Below are 19408 nucleotides of genomic sequence, written 5' to 3'. Positions count from 1 at the left end.
CTGTTACAGCACTGACAAACTACAGACGAATATCTTCGGCATGGTCCGCCTGAAGGAGGAGCTGTTCCCTTTTCAAGAATGGCTTGATCCGGAAAATTGCCAAAGCGTTTTTGGAGAAACCCTTCCCGAAACCGGGGAGATGTTTATTGATGGCCCAGGCATTTCTGTTATATTTCCTCTCAATCATACCTATGAACATAGCCGCTTTTGAAGTCCGGGATGACGAGAGACCCTTCTTCGCCCGATACGGGAACCGGGAGGGGCTGACTCTGCATCTCCACCCTTGTCCTCTCTCCCCTTCCACTCTGGCTCTGGCGGAAGGATGCGAGGGGGTCACGACACTCGGACAAAGCCGGCTGAACCGCTCCCTGCTACAAGAACTCCGGAAGATGAACATCCGTTACGTTTCCTCTCGTACGGTCGGAGTCAATCATATCGATATCCGGGCCGCCGAAGAATTCGGGATCCAGATCAGCCATGCCGAGTATTCGATCCACGGCATTGCCGATTTCACCATTATGCTGATGCTCAACTGCCTGCGTAAGTATAAGCAAGCTCTGTTCCGCGGCAACGTCAACGACTATTCACTCACAGGGCTTCAAGGCCGCGAAATGAGGCATTTGACGGTAGGCGTCATTGGCACCGGTTCCGTCGGGACGGCAGTCATTCACAGCCTGAGCGGATTCGGCTGCCGCATCCTGGCCAGTTCGCGCCACGAGAATCCATCTTTGTCAGGGCTGGCGGAATACGTCCCTCTCGACGACCTGTTCCGCCTAAGCGATATCATTACCCTGCACGTGAGTTTGACGGAAAGCACTCGCCACCTCATCAACCGCGACACTCTTGCCCAGATGAAAGACGGAGTCATTCTCATCAATACGGCCCGCGGTTCCCTGATTGAGGTCAATGCCCTGATTGAAGGCATCGAATCCCAAAAGATCGGAGCCCTGGGCGTAGATGTTTTCGAAAATGAGGAAAGCATTTTCCACCAGGACCGCCGCAGCGACATCATCAGCAACCGCGACATGGCCTACATCCGCCAGTTTCCGAACACCGTCATGACCCAGCACATGGCCTTCTACACTCTGGAAGCTGTCGAGAGCATGGTCCGATGCGGCATCGAAAACATCCTTTCCATGGATGCAGCCGATTGTTCTCCGGAGAATCCTCCTCCCTGCCTCTCCTGAAAGATTCCCTCCCTCATGCCCGTATATGGAAAGAGGCGGAAGATCCGTCACCTCCCATCCTATCCATGAAAAAAACACCTTTCCTCCTGTTCCTTCTTACTTTTAGCCTTACAAGCATCTCCGCGGAAGCCGGAGAGAACGTTCCTCTCTCTTCATTAAATCTCAACATGATGACGGCCGGATTCGGTTCCGTCCGCGCCGACAGGTCCTCCTCCGGAAAACCCATCAGTCTGAAGGGCAAGGAATACAAAGGAGTAGGTACCCATGCCGACAGCAAAATGATCATTGACCTGGGCGGCAGGGGAGAACGCTTTACGGCGCTTGCCGGTGTCGATGACAACGCCGGAGGTCCGGGTACCGTAACCTTCCGCGTCACGGGAGACGGCAAAGTGCTCTTTGATTCCGGCGTCGTCAAAGCAGGTGAAGAACCCCACAAAATCGACGTATCCCTCAAAGGCGTCAACAAGCTGGTACTCGAAGCCCTGGCCGGTCCCGATGGTAAAAATTACGACCATGCCGACTGGGCGGATGCCGTTATTACGATGGAATCCGGCAAACCCGTCGCCATACCTGACGCCACCGTCATCCAGGCCGGTACCGACGATATCGGCATTTCCCTGCTGGTTGACAAGGACAACAACGTTTTCCAGCAACATATCGGCTCGGAAACGGATACGGCAGGCATGTTCCGGCATGGAGCATCCAAAAACCCCGCTTATCCTACGATCAATAGCACAAATGACTTCCAATTCTGGGGGGAACCCGCCCTGCATGCCATCCATGCGGACGGCCACATGTCCACAGCTCTCAAGTTCCAGAAATCCGACACCCGGCAACTCGACGCCAACACGACATTGACTACGGTCACGCTCAAAGACCCCAACTACGAATTTTACGTTAACCTCAATTACAAGAGCCACAAGAAGCTCAATGTCGTCGAGCAATGGACGGAAATCAGCCATCGGGAACCCGGCAACGTGACGCTGACGAATTTTGCATCCGCTGCCATGACGTTCCGTTCCGGGGATTTCCGTCTGACACATTTTGCCGGCGGATGGGCCAACGAGTTCTCCGTGTACGAAACACGGCTGACTCCCGGTTCCAAAGTCATTGAGAACAAATGGGGTATAATCAGTTCCAACGAACGGCAGCAGCACTTCATGCTCGCAATAGATGGTGAAGCTACGGAAACCAGCGGCAAGGTTCTGGCCGCCAGTCTGGCATGGTCGGGCAACTACAAGCTCCAGTTCGAATTAACTACGGACAACAAGCTGGTCGTCACTGCCGGCATGAATCCCTGGGCATCCGCCTATACGCTGGCACCCGGCAGGAAGTTCACAACTCCGCGGCTCATCTACACTTTCAGCGACAAAGGCAAGGGAGAAGCCAGCCGCCGCCTCCACCGCTGGGCTCTCGCCCATGGCCTCCGGGACGGACACACACCCCTGCGCACGATCTTCAACAACTGGGAGGCAACCGGCATGAACACGAGTGACAAAACGATCGTGCCGTTCTTCAAGCCCGCCCACGATCTGGGATTCGAACTTTTCTTGCTGGACGACGGCTGGTTCGGCCTTCCGAACAAGGCCCGTGTGCTCGGCGAATGGGAACCGACCCCCATCATGCATCCGGAGGGCATGTCCGTCCTGATCAACGAAGCGGGCAAGGCCGGTATCGATTTCGGTCTGTGGGTCGAGATGGAGATGGCCAATCCCGAGGCCCGTCTCGTCAAATCGCACCCCGACTGGCTGCTGTGCGAGCCCGATCGTCCGAAACACCTCCAGCGAGGCCAATACGTCCTTGATCTAAGCAATCCGGAAGTTCAACAGTTCTGCATCTCTTCCTTCAACAAGATCATCAAGGACAATCCCGGCATCTCTTTTGTCAAATGGGACTGCAATAGCCCGTTCCACAATCCCTATTCCAAATACCTCGGCAAGAACCAGCAACACCTCTGGATCAATTACACCCTGGGGCTCTATCGCGTCTTCCAGGAAACGGTCAAAGCCAATCCCCGCCTGCAGATGATGCTTTGCTCCGCCGGGGGAGCCCGCTCCGACTACGGCGCGTTGAAATTCTTCCACGAATTCTGGGCCAGCGACAACACCGGTCCCCTGAACCGCGTCCGCATCCAATGGGGATATTCCCATATCTTCCCTGCCAAAGCCGTTGGAGCCCATGTCACCCACTGGGGGAACCAGCCCTTTAAATTCGCTTTTGACGTCGCCATGAGCGGAACGCTCGGCATGGACGCCGATCCGACCAAAATGTCGGACGAAGAAAAGAAGATCACCAAGAGAGCCGTCGCCGCCTACAAGGATAAGTTGCGTCCCGTCGTCCAGTTCGGCGACCTGTACCGCCTTGTCTCCCCCTACGAAACCAACCGGGCATCCCTGATGTACGTCAGCCCGGAAAAACGGGATAAGGCAGTCGTCTTCTTCTATCAGACCAATGACGACCAGGACGGATTGACCGTCAAACTCCAGGGGTTGAATCCGGATGCCAATTACGTGCTGGAAGAAGTCAACATCGACTCTCCCGACAAGGCAGCCTGTGCGGAAAACGGCCAGACGCTCTCCGGCCGCGATTTGATGGAAAAAGGACTTCGTTTCAATTGCAGCAAGAGATTCGACAGTGCCGCCCTTTATCTTCAAGCCCGGTAATCGGTCGCAATTGTTTCCCTCAGGCAAGACAGAGGAACCGGAACCCCCGGTTCCTCTTTTGCTTTGATATCGTTTGTTTCATAACGATCCAATGGCCTCTTCATGAAAAATTCAACTGCTCCTGCTTGCCGAAGTGAGCCGTTTTCCAAGAAATAACCTGGTCTCCAGTCAAGTAGTACACAATTGATATCGGGAAGCGATACTACGAGGCCTATTGCCGCCTGTTCCGGAAAAACAAGGGAACCCCGTAACGTCCCCCCCTCTTCACGATAAAGACAAAACGGCACCAGAGAGACTCCCTATTATCTCTGGTGCCGTATGCTATGACAGGAGGTTGCCCCCCCGGCAAGATGTCCGGTTGATCAATTCAGAACTATTTCCTTGGTTTCCGGAGTAACCGGATACCTGTGTCCATTCACAATCAACGTAAAATTGTCATTGCTGCTGACGAGGATTTTATCATTTCCGTCAAAAACAATATCGGTTACTATATTACCGAATCGTAGATTTTTCAAGCCATGTTTCCCATTTATTTTTTTCAGGCTCCATAAAACCTCGCGGTTGATAGCATCTACATGCCGGAATCCCATGATATTTTCAATAAACAGGGAAATAGGGCCCAATGCAGACCAACCGCAGAAATTGGCACGATAACGGTGCTTGAAATCTCCGGCAGGTTCGTCGGCATCAGGGTGGTAACACTCCCAAATCGAATGAGGAGAAAAATTCTTCCAGGTTCTCAATTGCTGGCGGACGGTATTTTCCGCATTCTTGTCCGCAAGTTCGACATATCCGTAATTTTCCAGGGCTTTTGTTCCCATGTACACCATCGGCAACCAAACGCTCCCTTCCCAATAATTGCCCTGGGGATGGAACTCCGGATCGCTCCGGAGCATGGAAACCCAGGGATATTTGCCCCCGAACACTTCCGGATCCTCCGCCAGCCTGGCCATCCGTTCGGCCTGTTCCGGCGAGGCGACTTTGGCAAGCAACGGCCAGAATGAAGCGGGAGTTTTGACCCGGCACGGCTTCATCGTGGCAATTTCCACATCGTAATAGCAACCATCCTCCTCATCCCAATAAACATCGTTGATCGTTTTTTTCAGATCTTCGTATTTCTGACTCCAAACGGCTGCTTGTTCACTATTTCCCTGGGCTTCAAACAAATCTCGGATACACATGGCTGCCAAAGCCTGTTGGGAAATAGCATCCACCCAGAGGATTTTGTCATAGCCGTCCCTGAGCACTTCATGCTTCAACCGATCCAATTCCCGGTGCTTGGCAGTCCAGTATTCCTTGTCTTCACGGCTACCGGACTTCTCATGCTCGATCTTTTTAAGAATAGCCTCCCGGAAATCGCGCGTTACCATGTAATCATCGGCAGCAATCCTTTCCCCTTTGGAAGAGCGCCCCAAGCCACGGCCACGGGGCGTGTTATCCATTCCGCTCGTCAAACCGGTCCAGGCATGACCGATATGGCCGACATCCGTCACAAGCCTCTTCTGCACGGGAAAACTCTTGCCGTGGGGCAGTGCGTATCCTTTGGGAGTCGTATTAAACCAATCGAAAAATTTCTGCAGGTACTGCTTTTCATTCAATATCCGGTTCAGCCGCTCGCGATCATTGGAAAATCGGAAATAATCGCGCTCTATCCAAGCAAACAAGGGGGGGTTGTCCAACCATTCCACCTTCAGGGGAATTTCTTTCCCGTCGATTATCGGTACGTAAAAATTATCCAGGCTGGACATGCCGGGAAAGTCCTGCGGTGCATACTTGCAGAACAGGGACATGAAACAAGTATCCCAGATGAAAATCGGAGCCGAATGGGCTTCGTCCATGTAGGGCGACGAAGGAAGTCCCTCCGGACCTTTCGTCACGCGGGAATGTGCAATCGTCCACGCTTCATAATACAAATCCACCAAATCGCGTTCCGGAAAAACGGGATGAGGAATCCGGGATTTCCAGTCGCCTCCATCCGTTGCCGACAATGCAACCGTACAGCAGGCAAGCCCTATCGCCGCCACCTTCAACAACTTAGTCGTATTGCCCATTCTCACGAACATATCTCAAAATACGTGCCAAATCAGGTAATCTTTCTAAAAATAACGACTTTTAACGTAAGCGCCGAAAAAAAATCCCTCTGCCTCCCTGATCCATCCCACTTCTCAATCAACGCAAAACCTCCGTTCTTGCCCGAAGGCCGGAACGGAGGTCTTTTTCAGAAAACGGCAGATCATTCCGCCGGACAAGAAACATGAGATCAGTTTTTGTCCTTCAATCCAACGGCAACCTTCTGGAACGTCGGTTCCTCAATCTGCTTGATGGAACCGTCGGCATACAGCACGCAAATGTAGTCGGCATGGCGTTCCGTGACAGGCAGGACATATTCCTTGAAATCGGCATCGGTCCGGATGCTCTTTCTTTCCATAGCCTGGCCATCGGACAGCCATGGAATACCGGACAAGAGCTGGCCTCGGCTGATCTGGATACTGGATGAAGGATTGGAGGGATCCTGGCTGTTATCCGTCCAACTCGTATAGGAAACGGTGTCGGGAGTCGCTTCCACGTAATCGGTACGGGAATAGCGAGCCATATTGCGGTCGGCCGGGCAACGGAACGTTGCAGGCAGGGACGGCGGCACGGCAGCCGAGCTGGGTTGCTGCTCGTAAGCCGTCAGCACATACGGAGCAAGGGCAACCCACCATCCCATGCTCTCATCGTAATTTTCCGTCGTCTCATCGTCATCCATGCCGCTGCAAGGCAGAATGCCATAATGATCCTCGGCATACTGGGTTCCCAGATGCTTGAGTTCATTGAAGTTCGCCATGCACTGGGTACGGTCCGATTTACGCTGGCTTCCCAGAAACACCGTATAAGCAATACTGGCCAAAGATGCCAGAATCGCAATGACGACCAAAAGTTCGATCAAGGTAAATCCTCGGGAAGATTTTCGGGGAGAAAAGGAAATATTCATATTTTAGAATAAACTATCATACGTCTACCGCGATGCAAAGCAGAAATAGGCCGGGGTAAAAACCGTTTTACCGACCTGCTCTTCAACGACCCATTCTGGCTCTCAGGGAAGGATATCACGCAGAGCTTCCATCGGACGGCAAAGACGTACGCCCTTCTCCGTGACGACAATCGGCCTGTTGATCAATTCCGGATGTTCAATCATCACATCAATCAACTGATCGTCAGTCCATTTTTCATCATCCAAATGAAGTTCCTCATAGATATCTTCACCGGTGCGAATGAGACCACGAACGCCAAGACCTGTCGCTTGAATCAATTCCGCCAGTTTTTCATGCGTTGGCGGGGTTTCTTTGTACAAAATGATTTCGGGTTCTTCTCCGGCCTCACGAATCAGCTTCAACGCTTCACGGGACTTGCTGCAGGATGGATTATGGTAAATGGTGATCTTTTTCATGCAAATATTGCCGGGCAGGCACATCCCTCCGTATCACGGAATCGCAAGAAAAGTCCAGACAATCCAGAGGCATCTTAAAACAGTTTGGGGCGACCCCTCGTTGTGTGGAGGAGCCGCCCCGCTGTGTTTCTCTTTTATTGCGTCTTCTGTTCCTATCAGAAGTTGTACCGGTAGCCTATGCTCCCGTTGGCCGAGGTCATCCGGCTCCGCAGGTCCGCGTTGGCTTCCACAAAGATCGTGCCCTGGTCCCCGGTCGGGATGCTCAGTCCCGCACCGAATTGCAGGCCCGTCGTCCCCGCCTTGCTCCCCTTCACTCCACGGCTGAAGCCGGGCACGCCCACGAAGCCCACCTGCGCTTCGTTCCGCGTGTCTCCGAAGTCCTGCGACACCTGCGCCCGCACTTCCGCCAGGGATTCGCGACCGAACAGGTTGCCTCCCGTCAGGCCCATCCAGCGCACTCCCGCCGAGACGGTGCCCGTCGTGGCGTCCATGCCGCCGGCGCGGAGTCCCGCGCTGCCCGCACCCTCTTCCGTGTAGTCGTCCACGCTGCTCTTGAGGATGGAGACGTTGACGAGGGGCTGGAGGATCGCGCTGTTCTCTTCGTTGAGACTGATGTCGTAGGTGCCTTCGTACATCGCTCCCCACACCTGCCCCCCGGGCGTGCCGTGGCCGGTGTAGCTGCCCGAGCCGCAGGGGACGGTGCGGTCGATGTCGCTCTGGCTCCACCCCGCCGTCAGGATGACGTTGTGCCCCCACTTGCCGCTCTGGTAGCGACCGAAGAGGTTCACGTAGTAGACTTCCATGTCTCCGCTGAGGGAGTCGGCCGCCGTCGAGGTGAGTTTCCCGTAGCTCGCCGTCATGGCGAGCCCCGCGGTGAATTTGCTGCTGAGGTTGGCGTCGACCCCGAAGGTGCCTCCCCAGGTGTTGTACTGGTAGCCCGCTTCGTCCCCGTCGGTGTTGAGGCGGTTGTAGGTGCCGGTGGCCTGCAGCCAGGTGTTCCACAGGGGGAGGTCTCCTTCGTAGCTGTACCCGTCGGGCAGCCCCATGGTGGTCATCCGGTTGCGCACCAGGGTCTGCTGGTAGCGGTAGTCGGCCTGCAGCGAGCCCAGGAGGCTCGTTACCGTGCTGCCCGCGGCGGCGGCCATGGTGCGGCTGGCTCCGGCACGGTCGTGGGCCTTGATGGAGGCGTCCACGGCGTTGAGGAGGGCGGCGAGGGTGCTGTCCCTGTCGGTGGTCTGCGGGTTGACGGTGACCAGGGCGTTGTCCATGAGGGCTCCGCCGCTGCGGGCCGTCTCGCTCTGCGCCTGGTGGACGTAGAAGCCGTTGCGGTTGGCGGCGGTGGTGAGGATCATGGTGCCCTCGACGGTTTCGACGCGGGACTGCGACGGGTCGAAGTATTTGCCGAAGAGTTCGTCGAAGACGAGGTTGATGCCTCCCTGCTGGCTGACTTTGGAGGCCAGGGCGATTTGCAGGGGCATGGTGCCGTGGATGACTTCCTGGCCGTCTCCGGCCGCGAGGCGGACGGTGGCTCCCTCGGCGATGTCGAGGGTTTCCCTGCCTCCGGTGGTGACGAGGGGGCTCGTGGAGGAGAGGCTGCCGGAGGCTTCGGTGTTGAGGATGAAGCCGAGGGTGGAGTCTCCGCTGACGGTGCCTCCCCGGCGCAGGGTGAGGGTGTTGTTGGTCCCGTCCCCGTTGCCAGCGATGAGGGTGGCCGTGGAGCCGCCCGTGAGGGTGAGGCCGGAGTAGGTGGCGTCCCCGGAGGTGTAGTCGAGGGTGAGGGAGCCCCCTCCGGAGGCGGCGAGGGCGGCCGCCTTGCTGCCGGTGCCCGCGAGGGTGAGGGAGGCGTCCCTGCCGGAGGCGGCGAGGGTGCCGCCGAAGTCGGCGAGGGTGCCGGCGTAGGAGGCTTTCCCGGTGAGGGTGAGGCTTCCTTCCCCGGCGAGGGTGCCCAGGCCGTTCCAGGCGGTGAGGGTGGCGGAGGTGTCCGGGGTGTCGAGGACGAGGCGGGTGGCTTCCCCGGTGACCAGGGCGATGCCGTCGAGGGCTCCCGCGGCGGTGAAGGTGGTGGTGCCCGCCCCGAGTTCGAGGATGCCCGATCCTGCCGCGCCGCCGAGGGCCTTGACGGTGCCGGCGATGGCGGCGCCGGAGGCGAGTTTCAGGGTGGAGTCTCCGCCCAGGAGGATGGAGCCGGAGGCTTCGTCCAGGGCGCCGGCTTCGAGGACGGACTTGGCGCCGGTGAGGGCGAGGGTACCGTCCCGGCCGACAGCAAGGGTGCCGACGGCGGCCGAGGCTCCCTGTCCGGAGAGGGTGAAGGTGGCGGCTTGCGCGTCTCCGTCGCCGACGGTGAGGGAGGCGATGGAGTGGGCGGCTCCGACGCGGGTCAGGGCGATGCCGCCTTCTTCGACGGTGAGGCTGCCGCCGAGGGTGGCGGTGCCCCCGATGGTGAGGGTGGCTTCCCCGGTTTTGGAGAGGGCGGTGTGTTCCCCGGCGGTGAGGTTGCCGGCGAGGACGGAGTCGACGAGTTCCCCGTCCTTGTCGCGGTCGTTGTAGAAGCGGACGCGGGCGGTGCCCGTCCCGTCGCTGTCGATGGCGAGGGTGGTTCCCTTCTGTCCGCTGAGGTATTTGACGGTGAGGGGTTCCGAGTCGCTGCCGGGCAGGGTGATGCTCATGTCCCTGTTGACGTAGACGGCGCGGTAGTCGACGAGGTCGTCGTACCCGGTGATGTTACCTTCCTTGGAGGCCTGCCAGACGGAGAGGTTGCCGCTGACGACGATGGAGCCGGAGGCGGAGTCGACGGACTCGAGTTTCAGCCCCCAGGTGCGCAGGAGGGGATCGAATTTGATCTGTCCGGCGGTGAGGTTGAGGGCGCCGTTGGTGAGGGTGAGGCTGATGGTGTTGGAGGCTTCTTCGGGTTCGGCGTAGTCGGGCAGGAGTTCGTCCTTGCCGTACATGATGGCGAGCTTGTCGAGGAAGTACTGGCTGAGTTCGTCGTCGGAGCGCAGGACCATGACGGAGTCCCCGGCCATGGTGACGGAGTTGGCGTCCGGGGTTCCTTCCCCGAAGTTGAGGACGGTGGCGCCGGCGCCTTCCGTGGCTCCGGTGGAACCGTGGCGGAAGATGGTGTTGGCGACTCCGAGTCCGATGTCGGCGGTGTCGAGGGAGACGGCTCCCTGTCCGATGCCGTTGACGACGTAGCCGGAGGCGAGGGTGGCTTCCTTGAGGGAGGAGGCCGTGAGGCCGCCCAGGTCGATGTCGCCGTACTGCGAGGTGGTGTCGGCGCTGACGCGTCCGGTCCAGTTGGAGGCGCCGGTGAGGCTGCCCCCGGAGATGGCGATGGAGTTGGTTCCGGCCAGGCCGTTGAGTCCGAACGTGCCTCCGGCGACGGAGAAGAGGACGCCGCCCAGGTCGGCGGTGTCGGTCACGTCGAGGGAGACGCTGCCGGCGCCGTCGGCTCCTCCCGTGAGACGGACGGTGAAGTCGCCGTCGAGGGTGCCTGCCAGCGAGCCGGAGCCGAAGCTGAGGGTCTGCCCGGCGATGCCTTTGACGGCGGCATCGGAGAGGACGTTGAGTCCGGCCAGGGCGATGGCCTTGGAGGCGTCGCTTCCGAGGTCGAAGAGGGTGGCGGTGCCGGATGCGTCGGCGGTGCCGAGGGTGAGGTTGACCGTGTCGGCGAAGGAGGCTCCGGAGGCGTCGAAGGAGGCGTTTTCGAGGGTCAGGGCCGAGGTGTTGCCGGCAATGTCGGACGAGGCGATCGTTCCGGCCAGCAGGACGGTACCTCCGCCGGTGACGCGGGCCTGTCCGTCGCCTTCGGTCGAGAGGGTGATGGCTCCGGCCAGGGTGTTGGGGGAACCTTCTCCTCCGTCGGCAAGGACGAGGCCCGAGCCGTTGCCCAGTTCCAGGGCCGTGGAGAGCGTTCCGGCCGTGCCGATGGCGAGGACGGCTCCGGATCCGATGGAAACCGTGCCGTAGCCGGTGGAGCCGGTTTCGTCGGCGATGCCGCCGATCATGGAGTTCACCGTTACTTCCGCATCGTCGGCGATGCGGAGGGTGTGGGCGGAGCCGACGTTGACGGCGCCGTAGGTGTGTCCGTCGGTGAGGGTCAGCGTGCCGGCGTCATTGTCGTCGCGGGCGACGTTGACCGTGTCGGCGAGATCGTAGAGTCCGGTGACGTTGGCCGTGCCGGCGAAGTCCTGGTCGAGGACGAGTTCCCCGGCTCCGTACTTGTTGAGGACGAGGGAGGTGTCGGAGGCGAGGTCGGCGGAAAGTTTTCCGACGGTGGCCGAAGCCCCTTCGGAGACGGCCAGGTTGAGGCCGGAGCCGTCCTTGACGCTCATGGCGGCGGAGACGTCGGCGAGGCCGGAGGTTCCGTATTCCAGGACGCCTCCTTCAAAGGAGATGCTTTCCGGCGTGCCCATGGCGGCATCCGACGTGACTTTGACGGTACCCTTCTGCAGGGAAATGCGCTTGATGGCATTGGACGCCCCATCGGCCTTGGCATTCTCGAGGACGGTCGTACCGATGCCGGTCATGGCAAGTTCGTCCGTGGCAATCGAACCGTCTCCCGTGAAGGTGTAGGTCGTATTGGTGTCTACCATCATGAAGATGGGGGCAACTCCTTCGCCGTCTACGTTGACGGTCCGGTCGGTTTCTCCGATGGAGGGGGAGCCGAAGTAAACGACCTTGCCTGTGTTGGTGCCGCTCGTATCCCCGGAAACGGGAATCCAGTTGGAGGCAGACGGATCCCATGTGGCGACGGAGGCACCATCCCATACCCAGGCTTTGTCCGTATCGACGAAGGCGACGAGGGCGAGGGTCGTCATGCCGCCGGACGAGGCGGTGTCCAGCTTGAAGGAGTAGACGTTGGAAACGTCGTTCCAGTTCATGACGGAGCTGTCGTCCGCGTAGGCGTTGCCGGCGAGGATCTGCTCCGGCGTCAGGCTGCCCTGGGTGGCATAGGTGGCGAGGGTGTAATTGCCCGTGGTGAGCTGCGAGAGGTAGGTGCGGGAAACGTCGATGGTGAGGTTCCCGGAAGAGGCCGTCGACGTCAGCGTGCCGGTGATGGCCAGCGAGGCCGTGGACGGGGACGTAATCAGGCTGTCCAGTCGCAGCGAGCCGCCGAGAGCCAGGTTGCCCGCCACGGTGGCCCGGGCGCCCCTGCCCAGCGTCATCGTGCTGCGGACGATCAGGTTGTCGCTCGCGGCGAAGGTGTTGTAGGAGGAGAGGGAGAGGTTGTCGACGCTCAGGGCTCCGGTCAGGGACGTGGTTTTCACGCTGGCGGAAGCTGCTCCGGCCACGTTGACGGAGAGGTCGCCGATGGACGACGCGTTGCCGCCCGCCAGGGAACCGCCTGTGAGGACGACTTTGTTGGCGAGGGTTTTTCCGTTGACGTCCAAGGCGCCGGTGCCCGACACGTCAATGTCGCTGTTCCCCAGGGCCGTGTTCGACCCGGCGCGCAGCGTGCCGCCCGAGACCGAGACGGCGCCGATAAAGGCGGAATTGGCATAAGAAAGCGTCTGGGTGCCTCCTGTAACGCTCAGGGAACCGTTGCCGGAGAGTTCGCCGGAGAGTTCCTTGTCGGCGCCGGAAAGTTCCAGGGCATCCTGATCGGTTGCCAGGGAGATGGAACCGGCACCGAATCCTCCGGAAAGGACGAGTTTCGTGCCTGTCGCGTCTCCGGCCTTTCCGACCGAGACGCTGCCGGCAATGGCATTCGATTCGTTGGAGAGGGTGTAGGTCTGTCCGCCCGTGAAGTTGATGGACGAACCGGCGGCGGCGGTGACCGCCGTTCCCTGCGTGATGTCGGAGGTATTGGCGTAAGTCAGAGTAGAGCCGGCAGCCGTCAGGTTGATGGCGCCCTTCCAGACGCCGGCACCCGACAGGATGATGCCGCCGGCGTTGATGTCCAGATCCGCCTGTGACGTATTGGCTCCGCTCAGAGTCAATGTCCCGCTGCCGTTCTTCAACAGGCCGATATCGCGGCCGGATGATGCCGTCATGAAAATGCCAGAGTAGATTTCATCCCGCGTCTGTGTCACGGAAAGGAAACGCTGGGAAGCCCGGTCGGTTTCAGGAGTCCCATAATCGCCTCGGAATTCTCCGGCCCCGGAAAGATTGCCGACAGTCAAGGCATTCGTTTTGGCTTCCGCCAGGGTCGCCCCCGTGAAAAGCCGGTTGATGATCACTTTAGCCCCTTCATCCATAACCAGGTCCGGCGTTCCCGTAAACAGGGAATGTTCTCCGGCAGCCGTCGAAGCATTAGTCCCGAAAATGAGATAGTTGTTCCCCGTACCTGCGATATTTAGTGTACCGGAGAAATCGTGTCCCAGAGAAGAAATGAACAAATTCGATCCGTTGACCACCATGTTCAAAGTCCCAGTCCCGCTCAATGAACCGCTGTTGTAATCCCCGTTTCCTGTCAGTGTTAACGCGGCATTGCTGCCGACCTTGTAACTGACTCCGTTTCGAAGATCCGTTGCAGCTTTGGTGCTGTCCAGCAATTCCAGAAGGCCGCTGCCGGTCACGGCAAGCGTAGCCCCTGTAAAGTCACCCTTGAACTGAAGCGTCTGACCGGTACCAAGCGCCTGGGTCAACGACCCTGCCGCGGCCGTAGTTCCGGCATCGACTTTGAGGATGGAATTGCTTCCCAGCGTAAACCGGTTATTCAGCGTCCCCTGGTCGCCAGACCACAGAAGAGTTGCCGTGGCACTGTCGGCAATATTGATCGAAGTCAGGGAATCCAGCCCTTCGGAAACAAAACCCAGGGTAGAACCGTCATTCAGGGTCAGCGTCCCCGTTCCCAGGGCACCGGCCGTATTGGCAACCAGTTTGGCGGATCCGACGGAAATGGCTCCGTTCCATCCGGTATTGGCCAGATTCATCGTCAGGCTTCCGCCCGTTAGCGACAGGGAACCGCTCCCGGAAATGGTTCCGTTCGTCCCGGCATTGAAGGTATAGTCCCCTCCCGTTACTTCCATGGAACGGGGCTTGACCGTTCCTACGATCGATACCGTTTTCTCGGCGGCAGCATCGGTAAAGACGACTTTGTCGTTGCTGTAGAACTGATTGTCGTCGCTTCCCTCGGCGATCCAGGGAGTCAGGCCGCCCTTCGTCTGCCATGTATTGCTGTCGGAATCCCCGGCCCATGTCAGTGTGACGTCTGTCTTGTCGTAAACGAGCTGGAGCAGATTGTCGGCTCCCAGACGATAGTCGATTTTGTCGCGGGAATCCTCGTCGATCGACATCCCGGTGATGGAAATCCTGGACTTATCCAACCCACCGGTCAGCGTGAACATATTGTAGGTATAGCTCCCGGAGCCTCGGGAAGCCAATGCGGAAATATCGAAGACAACACCTGATCCAAGAGTGATGCTGCCACCGTCCGAAACGGCATATTGCAGCGTGTCCGTATCATCCAGGACGACGATGCTGCCGCCGTCCAATGACAACGTCCCCGTCAACGAACCATTGGAGGCCGATGTCGTCGTCAAGGTGGAACCGGCGATCAACGACGGGAAACTCAATTTGCCGCCGTCAAGATTGAACCGGGTACCCGAACCTACCACGGGAAGAGTCGTCCCTTCTTCTGCTCCGGCAACCGCTTTGCCATTGACCGTCAGCTGTCCGTCCTGCGCCGTGAAGGTACCGTTGAACGCGGTCAAATCGCCGTTTAATATCTGGGTCCCCGTTCCCGTTTTGACCAAATTCACACCTGCCTCAATACTGCCGGCATAGGTCATGCTGTCCGTTCCATTGTAATGGACAATCAATGAGGCGGAATCCAATCCCGATTTGTTCACGATCCCGGAATTAAATGCCGAAGTCAAACCGGCAATGGTCGTTTCGGCAACACCCAGGGCAAGCCTGGTGCCATCATGATCGAGAGAAATCACAGCATTTTGAGCTGCAAATTCATGACCCAAAACAAGATAAAGTACTTTATGAATATTGCCTCCCGTAACTCCTCCATCCCCATTACTCAGGTGAATTGTTCCCGTAAAACGATTGCTTTCAATAGCATCGGCACCGTTGATTTCCAATCTATTTTGATCATTAGGAGAGCTATCCGAAGCACCTGCTTGCCGTTCGACAAGAAGATTTCCGGCACCATTCAATTGGGAAAGAATCAGAGGCTTGCCCCAGTTATTCAAGTTGATCTTCGCCTGGTCCCCCTCCTCAGCCGTCTGCTCAATCGTCAATCCGCGATTGATCCTATTGTTGGCGGCACCCATCGTCATGGTACCTCCTTCCTGAAGGGTAAAGGCCGTATCAATGTTATTCAGACGATTATCTCCACCTGCTTCATCCGGAAGAGTGATCACAAGAGTAGCACCGGAAGAAACAACCGCTCGTTCACCCAGTCTAAACACCGTATCCAAAGGCATGGAAGCATGATCATTCGTCGTATTCTGCCAGGTTAATGTACCGGACAGAACATTGACCGTTTCCACATCAATATCCGTATCGACAAGTTTCAGTGTCGTACTGGACTCGATCGTACCCAATCCGTTTCCGACAATATTGCCTTCAAACGTAAATGACGAGCTGGAAGGTCCTGTAAATGCGAGTTCGGAATCTCTATTCAGGGTAATAGTCGCTGACGCCGAACCGACAGGTCGGGCATTTGCACCACTTTTCGATGTAAGTTTAGCTCCTTCGCTAATTGTGATATTGCCATGGTACTGTCCATTGGGGCCAGTCAGAATGACTTCTCCTCCACCCGCAATCGTTAAATTGGCCGTACCGGCAGTACCTGTTAAAGTTCCGTTGATAGTGATCGTTCCGACTCCTCCCAGATAACCGTTGTAATCGTCACCCTGTCCAGTCGTGTCCGGTGTATATTTGTCCGTATTGAGCGTAACAGAACCTCCGATAAGCATATTTTTGACTCCAGTCCAGGAATCCACGGTATTCAGAATACCAAGAGTACCTCCATTCAGAGTCAATACAAAAGAACCGTCATTGGCAGTTGTTTTACCAATTCCATCCGCACCAATATTGATTGTACCGCCCTCGTTGAGGATAACGGACACCCCTCCTCCGGGATCACGCTTGTAAGCTAAATCAAGCCCCTTGATATTCAGAACACCACCATTATCAACATTGACCTTTGCTTTGTCGCTTGTCGAGGAAACCGCACTGAAATGGGCTGACAGGGCATTCATTTCTCCTGCCAAATTTATGATGGAAGAAGCATCCCAGTGCCCCACGATAAGAGAGCCCTCTCCACTCGTCCCGTCGACAGAACCCGTGATATTCAACACGCTGCCGGACTTGATGTTCATAGTTGTGGCATTTGCACCGCCATCAGCACCAACAAAACTAACTGTATTCAAAACGCCGATGCTCCCGTTATCGTCCCCCAGAGTAAAAAACTTGTTGTTGCCTGCCAGTCTTAGTTCTTTCAGCGACAAGGAAGAATTGTTCTTCAAAACAAGATTTGTGTCATTCGTAAGAGACAATGCAGTAGAAGTATACGACAACTCTGCCTTTGTCGTATCAGTTCCCAAAGTCAATGTCGTGCCATTAAAATTCAATCTCGTCAATGTGGTCGTTCCCGATTGGATCGTTGTATTTTGAGACAGAACAAGTGCTCCGGATCCTGTAATCTGCCCGATTGTAGACGCCGTATTCAACGTCAGCGTTCCTAAACCAAACAGGGAAAGCTGTTTCACTGCGAGACTGCCGGCAGTCTCTCCATCCTTGATCCCATAAGCGGAGGAAGAGGCAAAAGTCAGCGTATCCGCAGAAAGAGCCGCTCCGTTCAGGATGATTTCATCCGTCGTCGCCCCATCGGCATCACCGTTGATCAGAAGGGAATTCATCGAATATTCCGGCTGGGACAGGGTAACGGAACCTCCGTTCCGATAATAGTATTTGTCGGCACCGGACACACTGTCATTCACCAAAAGGTCAATTTCGGAGAAGGAGACATTATTCCCTGTATAACCGCTTGCCGTATACAGCTTGTCGCCAGAAGATGCAATTACAGCTGACTGGATGATACTCTGAGTTGTCCCCGTAGCAGATAGAGACAATGTGCTGATATCAGCATCTCCCAAATTAATATTGAGTAAACCTCCTGATCCAACAACAGAGAATTTACCTAAATCAAGACTCCCACCCCCAGCAAGTGAAATGGAAGTTCCGCCGGAAACAACCGTATTGCCAAGAGAAGCGCTATTTGCATCAATAACCAGTATCCCCCCCGTTTGCATTTGAACCATCACATCGGCGGAAGAGAGCTGATCCGAATACTGGACCTTGGTTCCGATGCCAAGAGTACCTTCCGTAATCGTACCGAGCTGCAGACCTTGCGAAGAAGTCGCTCCACTCAGAATCAGCGTTCCCTCTTCAAGATTGATCGTCCCGGTAAACGCAGTCATATCGCCGGAAAGAGCCTGTTCTCCTGTCCCCTGTTTGAAAATTGAAATGCCAGCACCGAAACTGCCTGTATAAGTGAGCGGGGCCGCCCCGGAATAGTCAATAGTGAGATTGGAAGAGGCGGAGGCTAAACCGGGAAGGACTTCAACCCTGGCAGTTGTCCGCGGTGATTCCAAACCGGCAACTACAACCTCATCCGCCCCAAGGAAAAGACCAGAATACACAGCTTGCAACGATATTTTGGCTTTTTGGGCTGCAAATTGATGATTAAGCGACAAATAAGTATATTTAGCTCCGTCATCTGGACTATTGATGATGATTTCTCCCGTAAACCGATTGGCTTCATTATCATCAACTCCATCAATCGCAAAGGTCGACTGAGTAAAGAGTCCTGGATCGGAATTAAATCCATTAAGACGGTTGATATACAGAGTTCCGGAACCATTCAACTTGGAAGTTGTAATACCTCGCATGTATCCCGGTACACTGATGGTTGCTGCATCGCCGACCACCTCCGTCGTTTCCGTAATCGTAATTCCGTTTGTATAAGTGGCATTAAACTTATTGCCATTGACTACACCATGAGACAATGTCCCCCCCTCGGAAAGATTGATGGTTGTCCCAATGAGGCGAGAGGCAGCCTTGTCATCAGGAAGCAGCACCGACAAAGTACCTCCCGAACCAATATTCACGGTATTACCAAAGAGATAGGGTTGTGTGGCTGCCGAAGAGGCACCATCCCAAATAATCGTACCGGAAAGGATATTGACGGTCTCTACATCGGATTGATTCTTGACACTTAACGTCCCTGCACCAGATTTGATCAATGTGTGTCCTACTCCGGTTATGCCATCCGTATGCGATAGCGTCGCCGTTGCTCCGCTATCGACATAAATCGTTGCATCAGCAGCCAATGCAACTGCCCCAGTAAGGGTCATTGTCTTACTGATGCGCATTGCGGCGGCAATATTGTCGAACATGCCTGCCCCGGATAAGTTGAAATTCATTCCCCAATTTCCGTCATCGGCAATCGACAGGAAAGTCTGGGCTCCATCCTTGACCGCAATCGTGGCATTGGTATTAAAGCCTATTTTTCCGTTATTCGCAGTATTTAATTGGAAGCGCCCGCTGCGTATTTCATAGGTTCCTGTGAACCTGTTACCACTAAAATTAGCAGCATTGGGAATAGCGTTTACAACAAAGTTTCCTCCCAGCAGAGTAGCCGTCCCGATATCAATGGCAATCGTCCCTCCACCATAAAGCCATTTGCTGGCCGCAAAATTTCCATTGGTTTTGATCACCAGTTCAGAACCACTTTTGATATTGATCGTATTGAAACCCTGATTGGTACTATTCAGCGTCAATGAGGATCCGGACTCCAACGTAATATTGTTAACCCCGGACAGGGCATTGAGAATGAGTGAACCGTCAAGAATCTTCAAATTATTTGAATTCCCGGTCAATGCTCCCGTAAAGGTAAAAGGACTTGTTCCGGTGATTGTAAAGCTCGTCTCTCCGGTCAGGGCAGATGCCTGATCCTCTGACAAACCTCCCTCCAGGGTCATTGGCCCCGAATAATCCTCCGCTTGGGTCGAGAGCGCCGTACCCAGAGAAAAACCTGCAACCAAGCAACTCACGGCAAGTGTCCCGGAAGTCACGGTTCTGAAATAGGAAGCAACAGGGGCAACCGAGAGAAGGGCCGCCCTCAACAGGAGAGGAAGTCTGAGTTTCATGGCAAAAAAGAAAATATC

General features: G+C 56.2%; 7 protein-coding genes. 3 read left to right on the top strand and 4 right to left on the bottom strand.

Translation table 11 applies throughout. The features are described from left to right. Window positions 1–40: 40 nt before the first annotated feature. From QET93_RS03370 to QET93_RS03360, 3 genes are all read left to right on the top strand, one after another. Window positions 41–211, top strand: coding sequence for a hypothetical protein (locus QET93_RS03370; protein WP_280126896.1), 171 nt, complete (start codon window positions 41–43; stop codon window positions 209–211). After that, window positions 192–1187, top strand: coding sequence for a D-isomer specific 2-hydroxyacid dehydrogenase family protein (locus tag QET93_RS03365; protein WP_280131416.1), 996 nt, complete (start codon window positions 192–194; stop codon window positions 1185–1187). The genes QET93_RS03370 and QET93_RS03365 overlap by 20 nt, the downstream gene beginning before the upstream one ends. Window positions 1188–1252: 65 nt before the next feature. Further along, window positions 1253–3850 carry an alpha-galactosidase gene (locus tag QET93_RS03360; protein ID WP_280131417.1) on the top strand — a complete coding sequence of 866 codons (2598 nt, stop codon included), beginning with the start codon at window positions 1253–1255 and terminating at the stop codon, window positions 3848–3850. Between the two features lie 362 nt (window positions 3851–4212). On the opposite strand, the gene QET93_RS03355 is transcribed toward QET93_RS03360, so the two are convergent. The 4 genes from QET93_RS03355 to QET93_RS03340 form a co-directional block, all read right to left on the bottom strand. Next, window positions 4213–5901 (bottom strand): trehalase family glycosidase, encoded by a 1689-nt coding sequence (locus QET93_RS03355; protein ID WP_322190102.1) that lies wholly within the window; start codon window positions 5899–5901, stop codon window positions 4213–4215. Window positions 5902–6110: 209 nt separating this feature from the next. Next, complete coding sequence (locus QET93_RS03350; RefSeq protein ID WP_280126892.1) at window positions 6111–6824, bottom strand: prepilin-type N-terminal cleavage/methylation domain-containing protein; 714 nt, start codon at window positions 6822–6824, stop codon at window positions 6111–6113. A gap of 102 nt (window positions 6825–6926) precedes the next feature. Next, complete coding sequence (gene arsC / locus QET93_RS03345) at window positions 6927–7280, bottom strand: arsenate reductase (glutaredoxin) (RefSeq protein ID WP_280126891.1); 354 nt, start codon at window positions 7278–7280, stop codon at window positions 6927–6929. Window positions 7281–7435: 155 nt separating this feature from the next. Then, window positions 7436–19390 carry a hypothetical protein gene (locus QET93_RS03340; RefSeq protein ID WP_322190101.1) on the bottom strand — a complete coding sequence of 3985 codons (11955 nt, stop codon included), beginning with the start codon at window positions 19388–19390 and terminating at the stop codon, window positions 7436–7438. Window positions 19391–19408: the final 18 nt, after the last annotated feature.

It is taken from the genome of Akkermansia sp. N21116 (genome assembly GCF_029854705.2).
Classification (GTDB): Bacteria; Verrucomicrobiota; Verrucomicrobiia; order Verrucomicrobiales; family Akkermansiaceae; genus Akkermansia.
The sequence above is the reverse complement of the archived record's forward strand: the minus strand, read 5'-3'. Positions and strand labels throughout refer to the sequence as shown.